Origin of the sequence: Streptomyces sp. NPDC045470 (genome assembly GCF_040646595.1) — a bacterium.
GTDB lineage: Bacteria > Actinomycetota > Actinomycetes > Streptomycetales > Streptomycetaceae > Streptomyces.
Genome location: NZ_JBEZAN010000011.1, coordinates 118,045 through 135,281 on the forward strand (window position 1 = coordinate 118,045; position 17,237 = coordinate 135,281).

General features: G+C 69.5%; 16 protein-coding genes and 1 pseudogene. 10 read left to right on the forward strand and 7 right to left on the reverse strand.

What is annotated here, in order from left to right; genetic code table 11:
• The first annotated feature begins 414 nt into the window (after nucleotides 1–414).
• Nucleotides 415–2,289, forward strand: a complete 1,875-nt coding sequence (locus tag AB0A97_RS27075) for an ABC transporter ATP-binding protein (protein ID WP_361154771.1) — start codon at nucleotides 415–417, stop codon at nucleotides 2,287–2,289.
• Nucleotides 2,286–2,804, forward strand: a complete 519-nt coding sequence (locus AB0A97_RS27080; RefSeq protein ID WP_361154772.1) for a S26 family signal peptidase — start codon at nucleotides 2,286–2,288, stop codon at nucleotides 2,802–2,804. The genes AB0A97_RS27075 and AB0A97_RS27080 overlap by 4 nt, the downstream gene beginning before the upstream one ends.
• A 92-nt stretch (nucleotides 2,805–2,896) precedes the next feature.
• Here the strand turns inward: AB0A97_RS27080 and AB0A97_RS27085 are convergent, their stop codons facing one another.
• The 5 genes from AB0A97_RS27085 to AB0A97_RS27105 form a co-directional block, all read right to left on the reverse strand.
• On the reverse strand, nucleotides 2,897–3,295 hold the full coding sequence (locus AB0A97_RS27085) for a hypothetical protein (protein WP_361154773.1): 399 nt from the start codon (nucleotides 3,293–3,295) through the stop codon (nucleotides 2,897–2,899).
• A 986-nt stretch (nucleotides 3,296–4,281) separates the two neighbouring features.
• A complete protein-coding gene (locus tag AB0A97_RS27090) occupies nucleotides 4,282–5,886 on the reverse strand; it encodes a BCCT family transporter (RefSeq protein ID WP_361154774.1) in 1,605 nt (534 codons plus the stop codon).
• Between the two features lie 652 nt (nucleotides 5,887–6,538).
• Entirely contained in the window at nucleotides 6,539–6,979 is a 441-nt protein-coding gene (locus AB0A97_RS27095) for a hypothetical protein (protein WP_361154776.1), read from the reverse strand.
• A gap of 177 nt (nucleotides 6,980–7,156) precedes the next feature.
• A complete protein-coding gene (locus AB0A97_RS27100; protein ID WP_361154778.1) occupies nucleotides 7,157–7,444 on the reverse strand; it encodes a hypothetical protein in 288 nt (95 codons plus the stop codon).
• A 170-nt stretch (nucleotides 7,445–7,614) separates the two neighbouring features.
• A complete protein-coding gene (locus AB0A97_RS27105; RefSeq protein ID WP_361154780.1) occupies nucleotides 7,615–8,478 on the reverse strand; it encodes a helix-turn-helix domain-containing protein in 864 nt (287 codons plus the stop codon).
• Nucleotides 8,479–8,552: 74 nt separating this feature from the next.
• Here AB0A97_RS27105 and AB0A97_RS27110 point away from each other — a divergent pair, with 74 nt between their 5' ends.
• Both AB0A97_RS27110 and AB0A97_RS27115 read left to right on the forward strand, forming a co-directional pair.
• Nucleotides 8,553–9,437 (forward strand): alpha/beta fold hydrolase, encoded by an 885-nt coding sequence (locus AB0A97_RS27110; RefSeq protein WP_361154781.1) that lies wholly within the window; start codon nucleotides 8,553–8,555, stop codon nucleotides 9,435–9,437.
• 114 nt (nucleotides 9,438–9,551) lie between these two features.
• A pseudogene (locus AB0A97_RS27115) lies at nucleotides 9,552–9,785 on the forward strand (helix-turn-helix domain-containing protein); the annotation flags it as partial.
• Nucleotides 9,786–10,697: 912 nt separating this feature from the next.
• Here AB0A97_RS27115 and AB0A97_RS27120 read toward each other — a convergent pair.
• Complete coding sequence (locus AB0A97_RS27120) at nucleotides 10,698–10,871, reverse strand: hypothetical protein (RefSeq protein ID WP_361154782.1); 174 nt, start codon at nucleotides 10,869–10,871, stop codon at nucleotides 10,698–10,700.
• Between the two features lie 104 nt (nucleotides 10,872–10,975).
• On the opposite strand from AB0A97_RS27120, the gene AB0A97_RS27125 reads away from it, so the two are divergent.
• Both AB0A97_RS27125 and AB0A97_RS27130 read left to right on the forward strand, forming a co-directional pair.
• Nucleotides 10,976–14,188 (forward strand): PDZ domain-containing protein, encoded by a 3,213-nt coding sequence (locus tag AB0A97_RS27125; protein ID WP_361154783.1) that lies wholly within the window; start codon nucleotides 10,976–10,978, stop codon nucleotides 14,186–14,188.
• A gap of 318 nt (nucleotides 14,189–14,506) precedes the next feature.
• Nucleotides 14,507–14,791 carry a hypothetical protein gene (locus AB0A97_RS27130; protein WP_361154784.1) on the forward strand — a complete coding sequence of 95 codons (285 nt, stop codon included), beginning with the start codon at nucleotides 14,507–14,509 and terminating at the stop codon, nucleotides 14,789–14,791.
• 87 nt (nucleotides 14,792–14,878) lie between these two features.
• On the opposite strand, the gene AB0A97_RS27135 is transcribed toward AB0A97_RS27130, so the two are convergent.
• Complete coding sequence (locus tag AB0A97_RS27135; RefSeq protein WP_361154785.1) at nucleotides 14,879–15,166, reverse strand: hypothetical protein; 288 nt, start codon at nucleotides 15,164–15,166, stop codon at nucleotides 14,879–14,881.
• On the opposite strand from AB0A97_RS27135, the gene AB0A97_RS27140 reads away from it, so the two are divergent.
• From AB0A97_RS27140 to AB0A97_RS27155, 4 genes are all read left to right on the forward strand, one after another.
• A complete protein-coding gene (locus tag AB0A97_RS27140) occupies nucleotides 15,165–15,431 on the forward strand; it encodes a hypothetical protein (protein WP_361154787.1) in 267 nt (88 codons plus the stop codon). The two genes, AB0A97_RS27135 and AB0A97_RS27140, sit on opposite strands and share 2 nt — an antisense overlap.
• A gap of 224 nt (nucleotides 15,432–15,655) precedes the next feature.
• Nucleotides 15,656–15,898 (forward strand): hypothetical protein, encoded by a 243-nt coding sequence (locus AB0A97_RS27145; protein WP_361154788.1) that lies wholly within the window; start codon nucleotides 15,656–15,658, stop codon nucleotides 15,896–15,898.
• Between the two features lie 302 nt (nucleotides 15,899–16,200).
• Entirely contained in the window at nucleotides 16,201–16,800 is a 600-nt protein-coding gene (locus tag AB0A97_RS27150; RefSeq protein ID WP_361154789.1) for a TetR/AcrR family transcriptional regulator, read from the forward strand.
• A 3-nt stretch (nucleotides 16,801–16,803) separates the two neighbouring features.
• Nucleotides 16,804–17,172 (forward strand): DoxX family protein, encoded by a 369-nt coding sequence (locus tag AB0A97_RS27155; protein WP_361154790.1) that lies wholly within the window; start codon nucleotides 16,804–16,806, stop codon nucleotides 17,170–17,172.
• Nucleotides 17,173–17,237: the final 65 nt, after the last annotated feature.

Consider the following 17,237-nt stretch of genomic DNA (forward strand, 5'->3'; position numbering starts at 1 on the left):
TCGCATGACTTACGGTACTGCCCCAAGCATCCCCTGGAAGCCCACGGGCAGCATGCCCCACTCGGCAGCCACCGGACGCGTGCCAGTCCTCATGCGCACACTTCCTCCGATCCGAGCCGTTCGAGCTGTCCGAGATCCGAGCCACCTCTCCGGCGCCGCCGCGCGACAGCCGACAGGCCGAGTTCGGCCGTCCGACCGCCCGGCCGACTGGCCGCCGTCCCGCGACGCCTCACGTGCGCTGCCGGTCCTCCGCAGCGTGGAGCAGAAAGGGAACCGGAACTGCGGACAACCAGCCTGGCGCACCGGATCACCGGCGCCACCTCGCTCGCCGCGCGGGCCGCCCCCGGTGCCTTCGCGGCTCACGCACTGCTGACGCTCGTCACGGGCGCGGCGCCGGTGGCCACGGCATGGCTGATGAAACTCGTCGTCGACAACCTCGTCCAGCGCGGACCACTGAGCACGCTGCTCGGCCTCGCGTCGGGGCTGGCCGCAGTCGGCGTCGCTACGGCGATGCTTCCCCAGTTCGTCCAGTACTTGCGAGGTGAACTGGACCGCAAGGTCGGCCTGTTGACGCAGGAACGGCTGTTCACCGCCACCGGCTCCTTCATCGGGCTGGGCCGCTTCGAGGACCCGCGCTTCCTCGACCGCCTGCGGCTCGCCCAGCCATCCGTCGGCATGAATCCGAACGACGTCGTGGCCGGGGTGCTGAGTGTGGTGCGCTCGGCCCTCACCTTGACCGGCTTTCTCGGCTCGCTCTTCCTGTTGGGCCCGGTCATGGCCGTACTGCTCCTGCTCTCGGGCCTTCTGGTACTGGCCGCCGAGTTCTCGCTGTCGCGGCGGCGGGCGCGCATGATCTGGGAGGTCGGGCCGGTCGAACGGCGCGAATTCTTCTACAACGACCTGCTGTCCAGCGTGGCAGCGGCGAAGGAGATACGGCTCTTCGGCAGCGGCGGGTTCCTGCGCGCACGGATGCTGACCGAGCGGCGTACCGCCAACGCGGCCAAGCGGGCGATGGACCGCCGCGACATCACCGTCCAGGCCGGACTGGCGACGCTGGCCGCGGCCGTGTCCGGTGCAGGGCTGGTGTGGGCGGTCATCGCGGCCCAGCGCGGGGCACTGTCGGTCGGTGACGTCACGGTTTTCGTGGCGGCGGTCGGCGGTACGCAGGGCGCGCTGGCGACGATCGCGGGCGAGCTGGCCCGCTCCCACCAGGCACTGGAACTCTTCGACCACTACCTCGCCGTCACCACCGCCCGCCCCGACCTGCCCGTCGCCGCCGAACCGCGCCCTCTGCCGGTACTGCGCCGCGGCATCACCCTGCAGGACGTATGGTTCCGCTACTCCCCCGGCCACCCCTGGGTGCTCCAGGGCGTCACCCTGCACATTCCGCACGGGAAGGCGCTGGCACTGGTGGGCCTCAACGGCGCCGGCAAGTCCACGCTGGTGAAGTTGCTGTGCCGGTTCTACGACCCGACGCGCGGCGCGATCCTGTGGGACGGAGTGGACATCCGCGAGACCGACGCGGCGGAACTGCGGCAGCGGATCGGGGCGGTGTTCCAGGACTACATGCACTACGACATGACGGCAGCCGAGAACATCGCCCTCGGCGACCTCACGGCGCTCCACGACACACCACGCCTGCGAGCGGCCGCCGTACGGGCGGGAATCCACGCCGCGATCAGCAAGCTGCCACGGGGGTACGACACGTTGTTGTCGCGGACCTTCTTCATGACGTCGGACTCGGGACCAGGGCCGGGGCCGGGACCGGATTCAGAGCCAGGGCATGACTCTGGGCCGGATTCAGAAACGCTTCCGCAAGCGCCTTCGCAACGGGACACGAGCCCAGCCGCTCCGGACTCCGGCGTCGAATTCTCCGGCGGCCAGCGGCAGCGCCTCGCTCTGGCACGCGCCTTTCTCCGCGACCGCTGCGAACTGATGATCCTCGACGAGCCCTCGGCGGGCCTCGACGCCGCGGCGGAGCACGAGATCCACGTCTCTCTACGCCGGCACCGCCAGGGCCGGACGAGCCTGCTCATCTCCCACCGCCTGGGCGCGGTACGAGACGCCGACCTCATCGTCGTCCTGTCCGATGGGCAGATCGTGGAACAAGGCAACCACGCCGCCCTGCTGGCTTCCGACGGCGCGTACGCCCGCTTGTTCGCTCTCCAGGCAGCCGGCTACCGCGACGAACCTCAGGACCCACCTGCTCCGCTACGCCCGCTACGCACCGAAGCCGACACCGGCACCGGCGTCGAGCCCCTCCCCTCCACACCGACAGGAGACCGATGACCGCCGGACTCCTCTTCGTACTCGGCGCGGCCTCCACGGCCGTCCTGCTGCGCCGCGCGCTGGTGTCGGTGACGGTACGCGGTACGAGCATGGAGCCCGCCTACCACGACGGTGACCGGGTCGTGGCGCTGCGCGGCCGCGCCCCGGCCGCGGGCCACGTGATCGTCCTGGAACGGCCCGGACCCGGTCGCCTGTGGTCGCGGCCGCCGCTGCCGCCGTGGGCGGGAGCCGCCGCGGTGTCCGGCCGGCAGTGGATGATCAAACGTGTGCGCGCGGCGCCGGGAGACATCCTCACGCCCCAGGACGCCGCCGGGTTCCCCCTGCTGCGACCGGGCCTCGTACCCTCCGGCCACCTCGTGCTCCTCGGTGACAACCACCGTTCCAGCCTCGACTCCCGACAGGTGGGCTACTTTCCCACCAGCCGCGTTCTCGGCATCGCCCTCCTCGCCCGACCGGGGCAGGCAGCGACGGCACCAGCAACGGGCAGCAACCACGGCGCCAGCCCAAGGGTGTGAAGGCTGCCCCTCATGCCGGTAGCCACGGCTCCCGAATGCGGTACACCCTCGGTACACCCACCGAAGACCGTCCGAAGACCGACCGAAGTCCGTCAGCCTGCGTCGCGCTTGCCTTTCCTGGCACCCATCCCCTTGGCCAGGAAAACGGTGCGCATCGCCGGGATCATTCCCCTGCCTCCGTTGCCCTTGTCGGCGGAAGCGGCGGGGCCGCCGCGAGTCTCCTCGGCGGCGACGAGGGCGTATGCGCGGGCGAGGTCCTTCAGGGCCTTGCAGGATCGTCCCCTGCGTTTGGCCTTGCTGATGGCAGTGGCCTCGCCGGCGATGGCTTTGAGGAGTTTCTTGCGGGCCAAGATCGCGGGCGCCTGGGGAGCCGCGGCCGGCACACCGCCCGCTTCGGCCGTCCCGGACGGACGGCCGACGCCGATACCGACGCTTTCGTCGGCCTGTTCCGTGAGCGGCTTGTCCTTGGCCCCGGTCTTCTTCTTGGTCATACTGGTTCCTGTTCTTTTCACCTGGCGGTGCTCGACTCGTCGCCTGTCCCGTCCTGCTCGGCCGTGCGGCGGGCGCGGAGTACTGCCCTGTCGGCACCGCCGCCTGAGCGAAGGGGCGTCAACTACGTCGTCCACTGAGGGGCGACCGTACGGCTTCGGCACAACACCGCTCGTCGATTCAGCGGGCGCCGCCGAGAGAGAAGCGTCGATTACGGGGGAGAAATGCGTGGCGATCCGGTCGGTCACGGTCGCGTCGCCGCCAACTGGAACACGGCTCGGACGCGCTCTCCGTACCTTCGAAATCGCTAACGCCATCAGCAGTTTCCCCATACACAGGGGCTCTTATGCATTCTTGCGCATTCCGTCCCCACCGGAATCGAGCTCCGTCGCCTGGGACGCGCCTCTCAGGTCTGCCTCGGCCGGAGCAGTCCGAACAACACACCTAGGAATTCTTGTTTGAATCACGGTCCGTACGAGTCGAACGCAGCACGTCCGCCGGGGCACGACGCTGAGCGCCGGCCCCCGCGGTTCGCCCCCGGGAGCGTTCGCGCAGGCGCAGGACACCGAGGGCGATAAGGCCCTAGAAGCACGCTCTCAAGGGCGTTGAAGACCAAGGCGCCGATCATGCCGGGTTGCCGGGTACCGAAGGCATCTCAGCGCTAGAAGACGGCACAGACCACAAAAAGGCGAACAGCTTGGTCAGACGCGCGACACGACGCCGGTCCGAAGTCCTGGACGGCGCGGCGCTCCGCGCTCGTCCGGTCCAGGCCCGCCGCCGCGTACGCCTCTGCGGCATCTCAGCCCGTCCCGTGCCTCGGTCAGCGGATCGGCCTTGGCCGCACGCGGTCCGGTCAGGGCCTTGGCGAGTTCCGCGACCTAGTGGTCGATCAAAGGCCCGGAGCAGCGCTTCTCTCAGAAAGCCGAGACCACGCGGCCGACGGGGCTGATCGGCCCCGCACCGGCCGACGGAAGCCTTACCCGCTGGCTCAGCTCTGCGATTCCAGCGGCCCTCGCGCCGCCGACGCCTGGGGCTCCGGGGCCGCCGATGGCTGGGGCTTCGGGACCACCGGTGACTGAGGCTCCGGGGCGGTGACCGACGGCTCCCTCGGTACGAGGCCCTGTTCCACAGCCATCTCCTTGGCCACCCGCGGAGCGGTCCAGAGAGTCGGAAGCATGATGAAGCCGACGGGCACGGCCGTCACGACGATGAAGGACTGCAGCGCGGTGATACCGCCGTCCCCGACAAGGATCAGCACGGCCGCCGCGGCCCCCATGAGCAGAGCCCAGAAGGCACGTACCGCACGGGTGGGTTCGCCGGTCTTCGTCCCGGCGGCAGCGATGCTGTACGACATCGAGTCGGTGGTGGTCACCACGAAGGTGATGGTCAGCAGGAGCAGCGCCACCGCGACGACGGCACCCATCGGAAGCTGCTCGGCCATGGAGATGACCGCGGCGTCCATACCGACGGCCTTGAGTGGGCCGGAGATGGTCCCGGGGTTCTGCTGTTCGAGGAAGATGCCGGTGCCGCCGAAGACGGTGAACCAGAACATGGTGGCCAGCGGCGGAATGATCGCGGTGGAGACGACGAGGTCGCGCACAGTACGGCCCTTGGAGATACGTGCCACGAAGATCGACATCAAAGGTCCGTAGCCCAGGAACCAACCGAAGAAGAAGACCGTCCAGGAACCGAGCCACGCGTGATCGCCCCGGTTGAGGGCCAGCGGCACGAAGTCCTTCGCGTACTGGCCGAGCCCGCCGAGGAAGGAGTCGAGCACGAAACCGAGGGAACCGAGTACGACGAAGACGGCCATCAGGGCGACGGCGAGCCAGATGTTGGCCCTGCTGAAGAACTGGATGCCGCGGTCGATGCCACTGGCGACGGACAGTACGGCGACGACGGTCAGCAGGACGATGACGCCGAGCTGTACGGGGTACCCACCGGAGATGCCGAACACCTCGGAGAGGCCGTAGGAGACCTGAAGCCCGAGGAACCCGATCGGCCCGACGGTTCCGGCCACCACGGCGATGACGCAGACGATGTCGACGGCGGCGCCCAGCCGGGAATGCCGGATGCGCTCACCGAGCAACGGGTACAGCAGGGTCCTCGGGCGCAGCGGCATGCCGCGCTCCTGGCCCCGGATCATCACGATCGAGGCGAGAGTCCCCAGGACGGCCCAGGCGAGGAAGCCCCAGTGCGCGAAGCTCTGGGAGAGCGCCGCGTCGGCCGCCTGCTGGGTACCGCTCTCGACACCTTCGTAGAAGGGAGGTGTCTCGACGTAGTGCTGTACCGGCTCGCCCGCCGCGAAGAAGACCCCGCCGCCCGCGAGCAACGTCGACATGATCATCGCGACCCACTGGAACCTGCCGTACTCCGGGCGCGCCCCGGCGCCGCCCAGCCGCACCTTCCCGTACCGGGAGAAGCCCAGCCACAGCGCGACACCGAACGTCGCCAGCAGCAGCACCTGCCACAGCGGGCCGAACCAGCGCGCGACGAAGGTGAAGACTGCGTTGACGGCGTCGCCCGTGGCCGTGGGCGCGATCAACGCGGCCAGGACGAACGCGATGAGCAGCCCGCCACTGACAGCGAGCACCGGTATGTCGGTGCGCCTAGGCTCTCTGGATGGCGGCGCGGCCGTCGTATGGCACGCGTCGTCACCGTCCGTGGTCGGCTCCGTCCGGGTGGGGACGGCCGCGCTGGTGGCGGTTCGGGCGTGGGGAGTCGGCATGAGGTTCCTTGCTGGCGGGGTCATTCGCACCCGGGGCATGACACACCGCAAGGACGCACGCGCTCACGAGACGCAGGACCGCTCGGTGCGCGGGTCAACAGAGAAGGCTGCTATCCACGAGGCGATGCGGTCAAATTCGGGAGAGTCGTCCCAAAGGGGCCGGTGCCTTGATGGTGGGGGTTTTCGCGTCGGGAGGGGTGCCGTGGTTGACGAAGATCACCCTTGAGCTGTGAGGCGGGTACGGCCCGTGAGGTACGTTCGGCCCGTGAGCCTCGTCACGTGCCCGCGGTCAGCTGTATCGCCGGGAGCCGGTTCGGCTCGGACCGAACCGGACCGAACCGGACCGACCCGGACTGGCTCGGACCGGCCCGGACGGGTCCGACCCGTCGGTCAGCGGCTGTCGATGGCTACGAGGTGAAGGAGCGGCGCCGCCGGCGGGCGCACGGGCTACGGGCTACGGGCTACGGGCTACGGGCTACGGGCGGATTATCGCCGCCCAACCAAGCAGCACGCCGCTCTATGCCTTGCCCGCCGCCGCCCCAGGTTCCACATCGCGAAAGGCCCGCACGGCACCCGGATGCCACTCCCCCCGATCCGACGGCAGCACTTCGGCCGACCACCCCAGAGACTGCGCCACCCCGACGGCGTGCTCCGCACCCACTCCGCGGAAGAACCGCACGGGAAGAACGACCGACACCTCCCGCTGCTTCCCTTCCGAGGGGTGGCCGACGTAGAGCGCCTGGTTGTTCTCCGCCTTCCGCAGGCGTCCCCGCAACCTGTCATCCGCGTACGAACGCCAGACTTCAGGGTCACGCGACCACTCAGCCTTCAGCCGGGACCAGCTCAACAACCCGCGAACCGGATTGAACCAGCTCTTGGGCGGATTCAGCCCCGCTGAAGCCAGCGCGACCACCGCGCACAGCGCCAGCGACGTCGCGGCCCAGAGAGGCAGATACACCCACTGCGCAACGTATTGGACAAGCAGGCTCGCCCTGCCCCGCCGACGGCTGGTACCCACAGGTTTGGTCATCCGCACACTTCCATACTGTGCTGCGCCCGAAAGTCCCGCCCAGCACACTCCCGTTCCGGGCCACTCCGGCAGACTCCCGACATTGACGCGCAGGGAACGATTACGTCAGTTCGTCTCCAGGATCTCCCGCCCGGCCGCCACCCGGGCATTCAGGCGCTGCACCCACCAGTTGTCAGCATCCTGCAGATAGCGTGCCGTCCTCGCCCCTGGGGCTGTTTCGATCGTGTGCATCAAGCCTGACGCCAGTCCGTAGCACCCATCGGGCCCGAACGCCGTTGCCAGCATCTGCGCCTCTTCGTCGGTGACTGGAGGGATGATGCTCTCAAGGAGGCGCTCCGCCTTTTCAATCTCCTCCTGCGAGGCGTCCTCCGACGGCATTCCCTCGTTGACCAATTCCTCAACTTCCCTACGGGCAGTCAATGCTCTTTCCCCTCCCCAGCTCGCGAAAACGTCAGCAACCGTACTGGTTGAGGCGTGCACCTGTCCGGTCAGCCGGGCGAGACCATTGACCACCCACCAGGGAACCCGCCTCACGACACGCTCTAGCCGGAATCCCTGAAGGCTCAGGTTCTGAGCGGCTGCCCCGCGGTCGGCCAGGCGCGGTCGTCCACCGTCAGGAAGGGCTCGTTCAGCACGGCGGCCGGGGTGGTGCCGGTGAACTCCAGGACGTCCCGATGCAGATGCGACTGGTCACAGTAGCCGCCGTCCGCCGCCACTCGGGCTGCGCCTTCGCCCGCGACCAGGCGGTGCGCGGCGTGGTCGAAGCGGATCAGCTTCGCGGCGCTCTTCGGCGGCATGCCGATCTGCGAGCGGAACCGTGTCCATAGGCGCTTGCGGCTCCAGCCGAGTTCGGCCGCCAGGCGGTCGACCCGGACGAGGCCCTGGCTGCCCACGATCCGCCGCCAGGCCCGGGCCACCTCCGGGTCCGCCGGCGACCACGCCGCCAGTCGGCGTGCGAGCAGGGCGTCCGTGAACGCGAATCGGGCCTCCCACGTGGGGATCGCGGCCAGTTGTTCGCGGATCCGTGATGCCTCCCCGCCCCACAGGTCGTCGAGAGGCACCAGCGAACCTGCCAGTTCAGCCGGACCGGCGCCCAGCACCGCGCCGGCGACCACCGGGGACAGACGCACCTGCACGCACTCGGCATCTCCGCCCCACGCCCGAAGCCCGCCCCCTGAGCCGGCCCCCGGCCCGGCGACGAAGCTTCCCCGATGCCGCTGCCCGGCGCCGTCCTCCACGGTGGAAGGGCTCGTCCCGAACTCCAGGATGAGCATCACCGCCGGATGCGGAATCACCCGCAGGCCTTCGACCGGCACGCCGGGGACCCGGAATCCGGCCATGTCGACGCCGGCCACCCGGCTGGGCCGCTGCGGACGTGCGACGTCCCATACAGCGGGATCATCACGTTCACTCGTGGTGCACCCCATCTCCCGATGCTACGCGGGCATGGACGGAACATTTGTCCAATCCGCCGGTACGCACCGGCGCCGACAGTGGTCTCATGACTCCTCCCGACCACCTTCACGAAAACGGCGACGTTCGTGCCACCGGCGACGTTCGCGCCCATGCCGACGAGGAATTGTTCCTCAGCCTGGAGCACGGCGATCTCCACGTCCACCAGGACGGCCCCCGCGACGCCCCGGCACTCCTCCTCATCCATGGAACAGCCGCTTCGATCCGCTCATGGGACGCGCTGGTTCCGCTGCTGACCCCGCTCCACCGCGTCATCCGGATCGATCTGCCGGGCCACGGCCGCTCGGCCGAACCGACCGACGGCGAGTACGCGGTACCCGAGCAGGGGCGCAGGATCGGTACGGCACTGGACCGGCTGGGCGTCCGGCGCGCCACCGTCGTCGGCCACTCCAGCGGAGGCTACGCCGCCACCACGCTCGCCGAGCAACGCCCTGACCTGGTGACCGCGCTCGTACTCATCAGCACGGGCCCCAGCATGGACGCCTTCATCGCACCGGGGTCCACCGCGTTCGACCCTGCACAGTGGCCACCGACCGACGATCAGGTCCGCCAGTTCGCCAGCACCGTTTTCCACTCTGGTTACCACGTGCCACAAGTACTCATCGACGAACTGCGCGGCATGTCCTACCGTGCGCTCGCCGCAGCAATGCAGGCATCCACCGCCTACCTGACCGAGCGGCCGCTCCCGGATCGGCTGACCGCCCTCGGCAAACCGCTACAAGTGATATTCGGCGACCAGGACCGCAGGTGGCGGCCTTCGTCCGCGATCGACTACCGCGTCGTCCCCGGCGCAGAAGTCGAGTTGCTGCCCGGCTGCGGACACTCGCCCATCCTGGAGGAACCGCTGCGGACCGCCGCCCTTCTCCTCTCGTTCGTCAAACTCCACACTCCTCCATCAGGCGGGGCTGTCTGAGGTTTCCACGCGACGCGCCAGGTCGGCGCATGCTGCCCGCAGCATGCGCGTCCCAGCTTCACTTCGCGGCAGACGCGCGCCCCCCAGGCCGTCGCCGGTGCGCGCCACAGTCGCCGACGCAACGGTCCGCCGCCGCTCCGGTACGCCACGGAGCTACGAATGCTGCTCGCCGGCCAGTGGCTGGTCCAGAACACGTTGTCGGTCCAGTCCGTGGCGCAACGCCTCGGCTACACCTCCCAGGCCGCCTTCAGCCGCGCCTTCAAACGCGTCACCGGCCGGCCGCAGGGCTCCAGCAGGGCCGCCCGCGCTCAAACACCGCTCTCACGGACTGCTGGTGAGGGGAACTGACGCAAGGGGCATGCGGTGCGTGCCGTTCCTGTCGCTGGCCACGGCAACGAACCGGTCGTCTTCGGCGGCAGGTCGGTGAAGATCGCGACCAGGGGCTGCGGTTTTCCGGGTCCGGCCTTGAACCAGGCGTTCTCGCTCTGTTCCTCGGCTTCGGCGCCCTTTCCCGTGCATTGCCGGCGGTGAGGGGGATCTTCCGGTCGGCCAGGAGGCCGAAGGAGGTTCCGTACCGCTGGTCGTGCTGTGGGGCAGGGGCCGACCTGGGGTGGGTGGTCCTGGTGAGGGTGACGGGTGTGGCGGACGTACCCTGCGTGCTGGGACCTCGAAGCACGGGGGGCCGAGGCCGTCCATGCCGGAGAAGCCGAGCAAGGACTCGTCCAGCACCACACCACCCGTGACGCCGGCTGTCAGTTGCTTCTTCCGGGGGCCCAGCGGCATCTCGACCCTGAGCGCGGGCTGCTCAACCGTGCCGGTGATGCAGGTCATCAGCAGCACACGTCTTGCGGAAGCGGCTTCGCTCCTTTCTTCTCGTTCGGCAACGGCAACACGCCCGGCGTCCCGAAAATGGTCAGCAGCTTCCAGGGTCTTCTCGAACCCCAGCGGGCAACTGACCGCACCGTTCGGTGCCGGCTTCAGCTCCGCGTGCTGAAGTTTGTAGTCCCAGCCCTCGGACAGCTTCCGGAACCGACACCGCGTCGCCCTGCCCATGGAGGCGTCGCGCCGGCACCGGCCGGACGGGCCGGGCGTCCGCAACCGTTCCCTCGCGGGCAAAGAGGCCGATGCGCCAGTCTGGTCCCCCCGGCGACGCCAGAATGACCGGGGAGCCGGACCAGGCACCGTTGGCTACCGCTCCGGCACGTATGTCCCGCAACGCAGGTATCGGAGTCGTCCAGAACAGGAGGTGGACCGGCCCGTTCACGGATGCGCGGACACGTCACCCCCGGTGACGGCGCGCACCGCTCCCCGGGCCTCACCCCAGGCCAGACCGTTGATGCGCTCCTTGCCGCCGGCGGAGTCCGCGACGTACCGCCGGCAGGGAACGGATCTCTCGTCGAAGGAGGGCCCCTCGTGGTCCCGCTCACGTTCCACGGCTACGACGACAGCGAACCGGGGAGGGCCTGTGCCCCTGTGAAGCGGTACGTCCGCCTCGTCTTCGCCTGGTCACCCCGTACGTCACCGGCCGGAGGTGCCCGATGACTGCCGCCTATCTCCGGTACCCGCACCTGCACGGTGACCTGGTCACGTGCACGGCGGAGGACGATGTCTGGATCGCACCGCTCGACGGCGGCCGGGCCTGGCGGCTGAGTGCCGACAATCGTCCTGTCACCCGTCCGCGGATATCCCCTGAGGGAACCCACATCGCCTGGGCCTCGACCCGCAACGGCGCGCCCGAGGTGCTCGCGGCGTCGATCGAGGGCGGGCCGGCCGCCCAACTCACCTACTGGGGCAGCCGGGTCACGGTGTGCGGCTGGACACCGGGCGGCGACGTCGTCGCCATCAGCGCGCACGGGCAGCCCTCTTGGTGCCGCAGATGGGCCCATGCCGTGCCGCTCGACGCCGGGCCGGCCCGCAGGCTGCCCTACGGTCCGGTCGGGGACGTGGCCCACGGGCCCGTCGGTCAAGTGCTGCTGCGCTCCGCCGGGTTCGGCGGGGACGCCTCGTCGTGGAAGCGCTACCGGGGCGGCACGGCGGGCAAACTGTGGATCGATCTTGCGGGCGACGGCGAGTTCGTACGTTGTCACCAAGACTTGGCCGGGAACCTCGAATACCCCCTCTGGGCCGGGGAGCGCATCGCCTTCCTCTCCGACCACGAGGGGACCGGCGCGCTGTACTCTTCACGCCCGGACGGCACGGACCTGCGCCGGCACACCCCGCTCGGCGGGTTCTACGCCCGCCACGCCGCGACCGACGGTACCCGCGTCGTCTACATGTCCGCCGGCGACCTGTGGCTGCTGGAGGATCTCGACGGGGCCGAGCCCAGGCTTCTGGACATCCGGCTCGGCGGCCAGCGCACCGACCTCACACCTCGCCCCGTCACCACCGAGCACAACCTCACCGCGGTGTCCCCCGACCACACCGGCCGCGGCAGCGCCGTCACCGTCCGCGGGACCATTCACTGGATCACCCACCGCGACGGCCCGGCCCGCGCGCTCGCCGCACAGCCCGGCGTACGGGCCCGGCTGCCCCAGACCTTCCGCCTGGACGGTGAGGAGCACGTGGTGTGGGTGTCGGATGCCGACGGCGAGGATGCCCTGGAGGTCGCGCCCGCCGGCGGCATTGCGGACAGCGTGACGCCGCGCCGCCTGGGCAGCGGGGAACTGGGCCGGGTACTCGACCTCACCGTCGCCCCTGACGGCAGCCATGCCGCTGTCTGTGCGCATGACGGGCGCGTCCTGCTGCTGGAGCTGGCGTCCGGGCACATACGGGAGCTCGACCGCAGCGAGCACGGCGCGGTCACCGGGCCGGTCTTCTCGCCGGACTCGTCCTGGCTGGCCTGGTCCCACCCCGGCCCCGTGCCGCTACGGCATCTCAAGCTCGCCAACACCTCCGACCTGATGGTCTGTGACGCGACGCCGCTACGTTTCCGGGACTTCTCCCCCGCGTTCACGCTCGACGGCAAGCACCTCGCCTTCCTCTCCGAACGTTCCTTCGACCCGGTCTACGACGCACACGTCTTCGACCTCGCCTTCGTCGGCGCGTGCCGCCCGCATCTGATCACCCTGGCCGCGACCACTCCGTCGCCCTTCGGCCCGCAGCGCGCCGGCCGCGCCGTCGAGGCCGAGAAGAAGGACGCGGCGGAGGGGGACGGCGCGCCGCCCGTCACCGCTGTCGACCTCGAAGGGCTCAGCGACCGGATCATTCCCTTCCCCGTGGAGGCCGCCCGGTATTCCGCGCTCCGTGCGGCCACGGACGGCCTTCTCTGGCTGCGCCATCCGGTGCGCGGGGTGCTCGGCGCGGCCCGGGCCACCCCCGATGCCGCCGATCCGAAGAGCACCCTGGAGCGGTACGACTTCGAGAAACAGAAACGCGAGGAACTCGGTTCCGACATCGACTCCTTCGCGGTCACCGGCGACGGCAAGCGACTGCTGCTGCGCTCGGACGGCACACTGCGCCTCGTACCGGCCGACCGCCGCCCCTCGAAGGAGGAGAGCGACACCAACATCACCGTCGACCTCGCCCGTGTCCGGCACACCCTCGCCCCGGCCGCCGAATGGCGCCAGATGTACGACGAGGCGGGCCGGTTGATGCGCGACAACTTCTGGCGCCCCGACCTCGGCGGCAACGACTGGACCGCCGTCCTGGACCGCTACCGCCCGCTGCTGGAGCGCATCGCCACCCACGACGACCTCATCGACCTCCTCTGGGAGGTCCAGGGCGAACTAGGCACCTCGCACGCCTATGTCTCCCCGACCGGCGGTTACAACAAAGCCACCCGGCAGGGGTTGCTGGGCGCCGACCTCTCCCGCCACGAGGACGGTGCCTGGCGCATCGACCGCGTCCTGCCCTCCGAGACCTCCGACCCCGACGCCCGGTCCCCCCTGGCCGCGCCCGGTGTCGCCGTGCGCGCGGGCGACGCGGTCGTCGCCGTCGGCGGCAGGCCCGTCGATCCCACCACCGGGCCGGGCCCGCTCCTGGTCGGCTCCGCGGGACAGCCCGTCGAACTGACGGTCCGCCCGGCGGGCGGCGGTGGCCTTCGCCACGCCGTCGTCATCCCGGTCGCCGACGAAAGGCCGCTGCGCTACCACGCCTGGGTCGCCGACCGGCGGGCCCACGTCCACGAGGCATCCGGCGGCCGGCTCGGCTACCTCCACGTCCCCGACATGGTCGGCTCGGGCTGGGCCCAGCTCCATCGCGATCTGCGGGTCGAAGTCGCCCGCGAGGGGCTGGTGTTGGACGTACGGGAGAACAGCGGCGGCCACACCTCTCAACTCGTCGTCGAGAAACTGGCCCGCCGCGTCATCGGCTGGACACTGCCGCGCGGAGCCCAGCCGTACAGCTATCCGCGTGACGCCCCGCGCGGTCCGATCGTCGCCGTCGCCAACGAATTCTCCGGATCCGACGGCGACATCGTGAACGCCGTCATCAAGGCGCTCGGCATCGGCCCGGTCGTCGGCACCCGCACCTGGGGCGGCGTCATCGGCATCGACTCGCGTTACCACCTCGTCGACGGCACCCTGGTCACGCAGCCCAAGTACGCCTCCTGGTTCGAAGGGCACGAGTGGGGCGTCGAGAACTACGGCGTCGAACCGGACGTCGAGGTCCCCCAGACCCCGCAGGACCACGCCGCGGGACGCGACCCCCAGCTCGACGAGGCGATCAGGATCACCCTGGCTGCGCTGCGCGGGAACCCGGCGAAATCTCCGCCCTCGCTGCCTTCACTGCCCCCGCTGCCGGACCGCCCCTGACAGGGCTTCGGTCCGTCGCCCGCACCGTACGGGGCCGCGACGCGAGGTGTCGGCCGGGCGGCCGCAAGGCGTGCTTTTGAAGACCAGGAGGTGGGGTTCGGGTGCGGAACGTCCAGCAGGCCGCGGGGCATTGGTATGGACCTGAGTCGGTACGACTCGGGCACCCTGTCCCGGTATACGGGCGCCGCACCCGGCAGTAACGCCCGCCCCGCCCTTCCCACCTGCCTCTACCAGTTTTGCCGTGCCACATTCCCGGGCCCCGAAGGAGATCATCGGGTTCACACGACGGCGACTTTAGCCGCCGCTTACACGTGCCTGGTGGACACGCGCGAGCACTGTGCAAGAATTGTCGACGCACATCTCAGCCGCTCCACCTACTTCGCGACGACCACCTTCACCGGCCGGACCGGTAACGCCGACGACATCGAAACCGGCGGCTGGCGCTCCCTCAACCTGTGCCGGGCGCCGTTCTCGCTCCCCGCTCCCCTGCACCTCATCGACGAGAACTGCACAGAGGTCTACGAGTCGGAGAAAGACGGAGCAAGGATCGAGCATCGCTTCGCCGACAAATCGATCGGTGTCTGGCGGACCGCCGACCTGTAGGTCCTCCCGGCCACGGGAGGTCTGTAAGCATTACCGGTACGGGATGTCACGACAGTAACCAGAGGCCCGGAGTCCATGAACGTACGCTCATGTGATGCGCGAATGGCCGGAATACTCGTAGTCGACGAGAGGTACTTCCCGGAGAGCGAGCTGGAGCCGGCGCAGGTCGGAGCCACCTCGTTCGCCCGCTCCGCACTGCGCTGCCTGCGGAACGCCGGGCTCTCCGCCGGGGTGATCCTCTACAAACGGGATGAAGAACTGACGGAGCCCCAGGTCGCTCTCGTACACCGGTCGGCCTTCCGCTGCGCCACGCTCCTCTTCCACTTCGACATGGACGCAGCCGCCGTGAGCCGCGCTGTCGCCGAAGCGGCGCATGTTCGTGCTCCAGCACTCACGACTGCAACGGGAATACCTGGTCAGCCGAGGCGTCGACGAACGACGGATCCGCGCGGTGCGGCCGCCGACAACGCCGTCCACGGTGCCGGAGCCGCTCCGGGACGGTCGGCTGAGATCGTTCGTCGAGGACGCCGAGCTGCTCGTCTTCACCGCCGTCGCACGGCTGGACTACTTCAAGAACGTCGAACTCCTCATCAGCGGCTGCGTCCAAGCGCGCAAGCGAGGGGGCCCCTGCGGTTTCTGATCGCCGGGGACAGCCCTGATGACGCCGTCGCGCGCGAGGCGCTGCGTGCTCGCGTACCGAGGGAGCGCCGCGCGGAATTCCTGGCAATCGGAAAACTCTCCAAGACACAGCTCCACGCCCTGTTCAGCCTGGCACGGCCCGACGGAATCTTCGTCTGCTCCTCACAGTACGAGACGTTGGGCATCACGCCGCTCGAAGCCGCACACTCGGGTGTCTGCACCTTGATGCCCGAAACCGACAAGGTGGAGGCAGACAGGTTCTTTCCGGTCGCGCACCGATTTCCGCCCAGCAGCGACGGCCTGGCCGAGGCGATCGAGTTCCTGTACGCGGGCTCTTCGGGCGCCCAGCACCTCGGCGAAGAACTGCGGGAGCACGTCGCGGCCGAGGTCTCCGAGGAGAACTTCCAACGGGACACGCTCAGCGCCTGGGCCCACTTCTCACGAGTCGCCCGGCAGACGGACAGGTGAGTCCGGACTCCGGACCGGTGGAGCGCGTATCGCCGCCGCCTGTGCCCGACGGCGGCGACCGTTCGCCGCGGCCTGCCGACCGACTGGGGTGAACGGGCCCTGAACGCTCCACGTGAGGACATGCGATCAAGGTACCGGCCGAGTAACCCGGTACCGGAACCGTAGGCGCCAGGCCGCGGCCCCGCCACGGGCGCCGGCGGTTCATGGTCCTGCGTGCCGGGTCCGAGGCACCAGGGAGCCGCCTCACACCGGACCGGCCGTCACCATTGCGTCGGCGTGGCCGCGCCTCCTATATTCTGAACATGTTCGCTGAACACGTTCAGCCAACCCGCGCTGAACAGAAACGACGTACCGCTGCCCGCATCACCGACGCTGCCGCGCGACTCTTCACCGAGCAGGGCTTCCAGGGCACGACGGTGCGCCAGATCGCCGCCGCGGCGGGGGTTTCCGTAGGGGCGGTCATGGCGGTCGGGGACAAGGAGTCGCTGCTGAGCCTGGTCTACGACCGGGCCATCGCCGCCCGTGTCCCCGCGCCGCCGACGGCGGGGTCCACCACTTCCGCGGTCGACTACCTGTCCCACTACTTCACCCCCTTCCTCGACCTGTTCACCGAGAACGAGGAGCTGGCGCGCGCCTACTTCCGGGCCCTGACCCGCGGACGCCCCGAGAACGCGGCCAACGCGGCCCTCGGCACACTGCGCACGCTGACCGAGAGCAACCTGACCACCGCGATGGTGAACGCGGGCACGCAGGACGCGCACGCGCGACTCGGCGCGCAGGTCATGTTCGCCAGCTACCTGGGTGAGCTGATGCTCCTCGCCGCGGGAACCACCGATCCCCGGCAAACGGCTTCCAGAATCCGGGCCACCGCCGAATTCATCACCTCGCAAGGCAGGAACTGAGCGATGACTCTCTCCGAACTCCCCTCCCCGGTCTGGCCGATCCTGGTCCTCCTCGTGATCCAGGCCGGCGACACCCTGATGATGGTCCGTCCACCGAAGTTCATAGTCGACTGCCTGGAAGGCGTAGGGTTCCCGCGTGACTGGTGGTGGGTGCTGATCACTGCCAAAGCGGCCTCGGTCGCAGGGCTCGTCGTGGGGCTCCGGGTGCCGGGTGTCGCCATGACGACCACCGCGGCGATCGTGGTCTACTTCCTCGCGGCCGGCGCATCCCATGTGCGCGCCAGAGCCCTCAACTCCACCTTCTGGGTCAACTGTCTCGGCATGTTCCTGCTGTCCCTGGCCGTACTCGTGGTGAGCTTCGTGCGCTGGTGACGCGCGGCACGTCGGCTGTGGAACCGCTCGGAGTTCATCGGCAAGAACCGTCGGCCGGGGTTCCG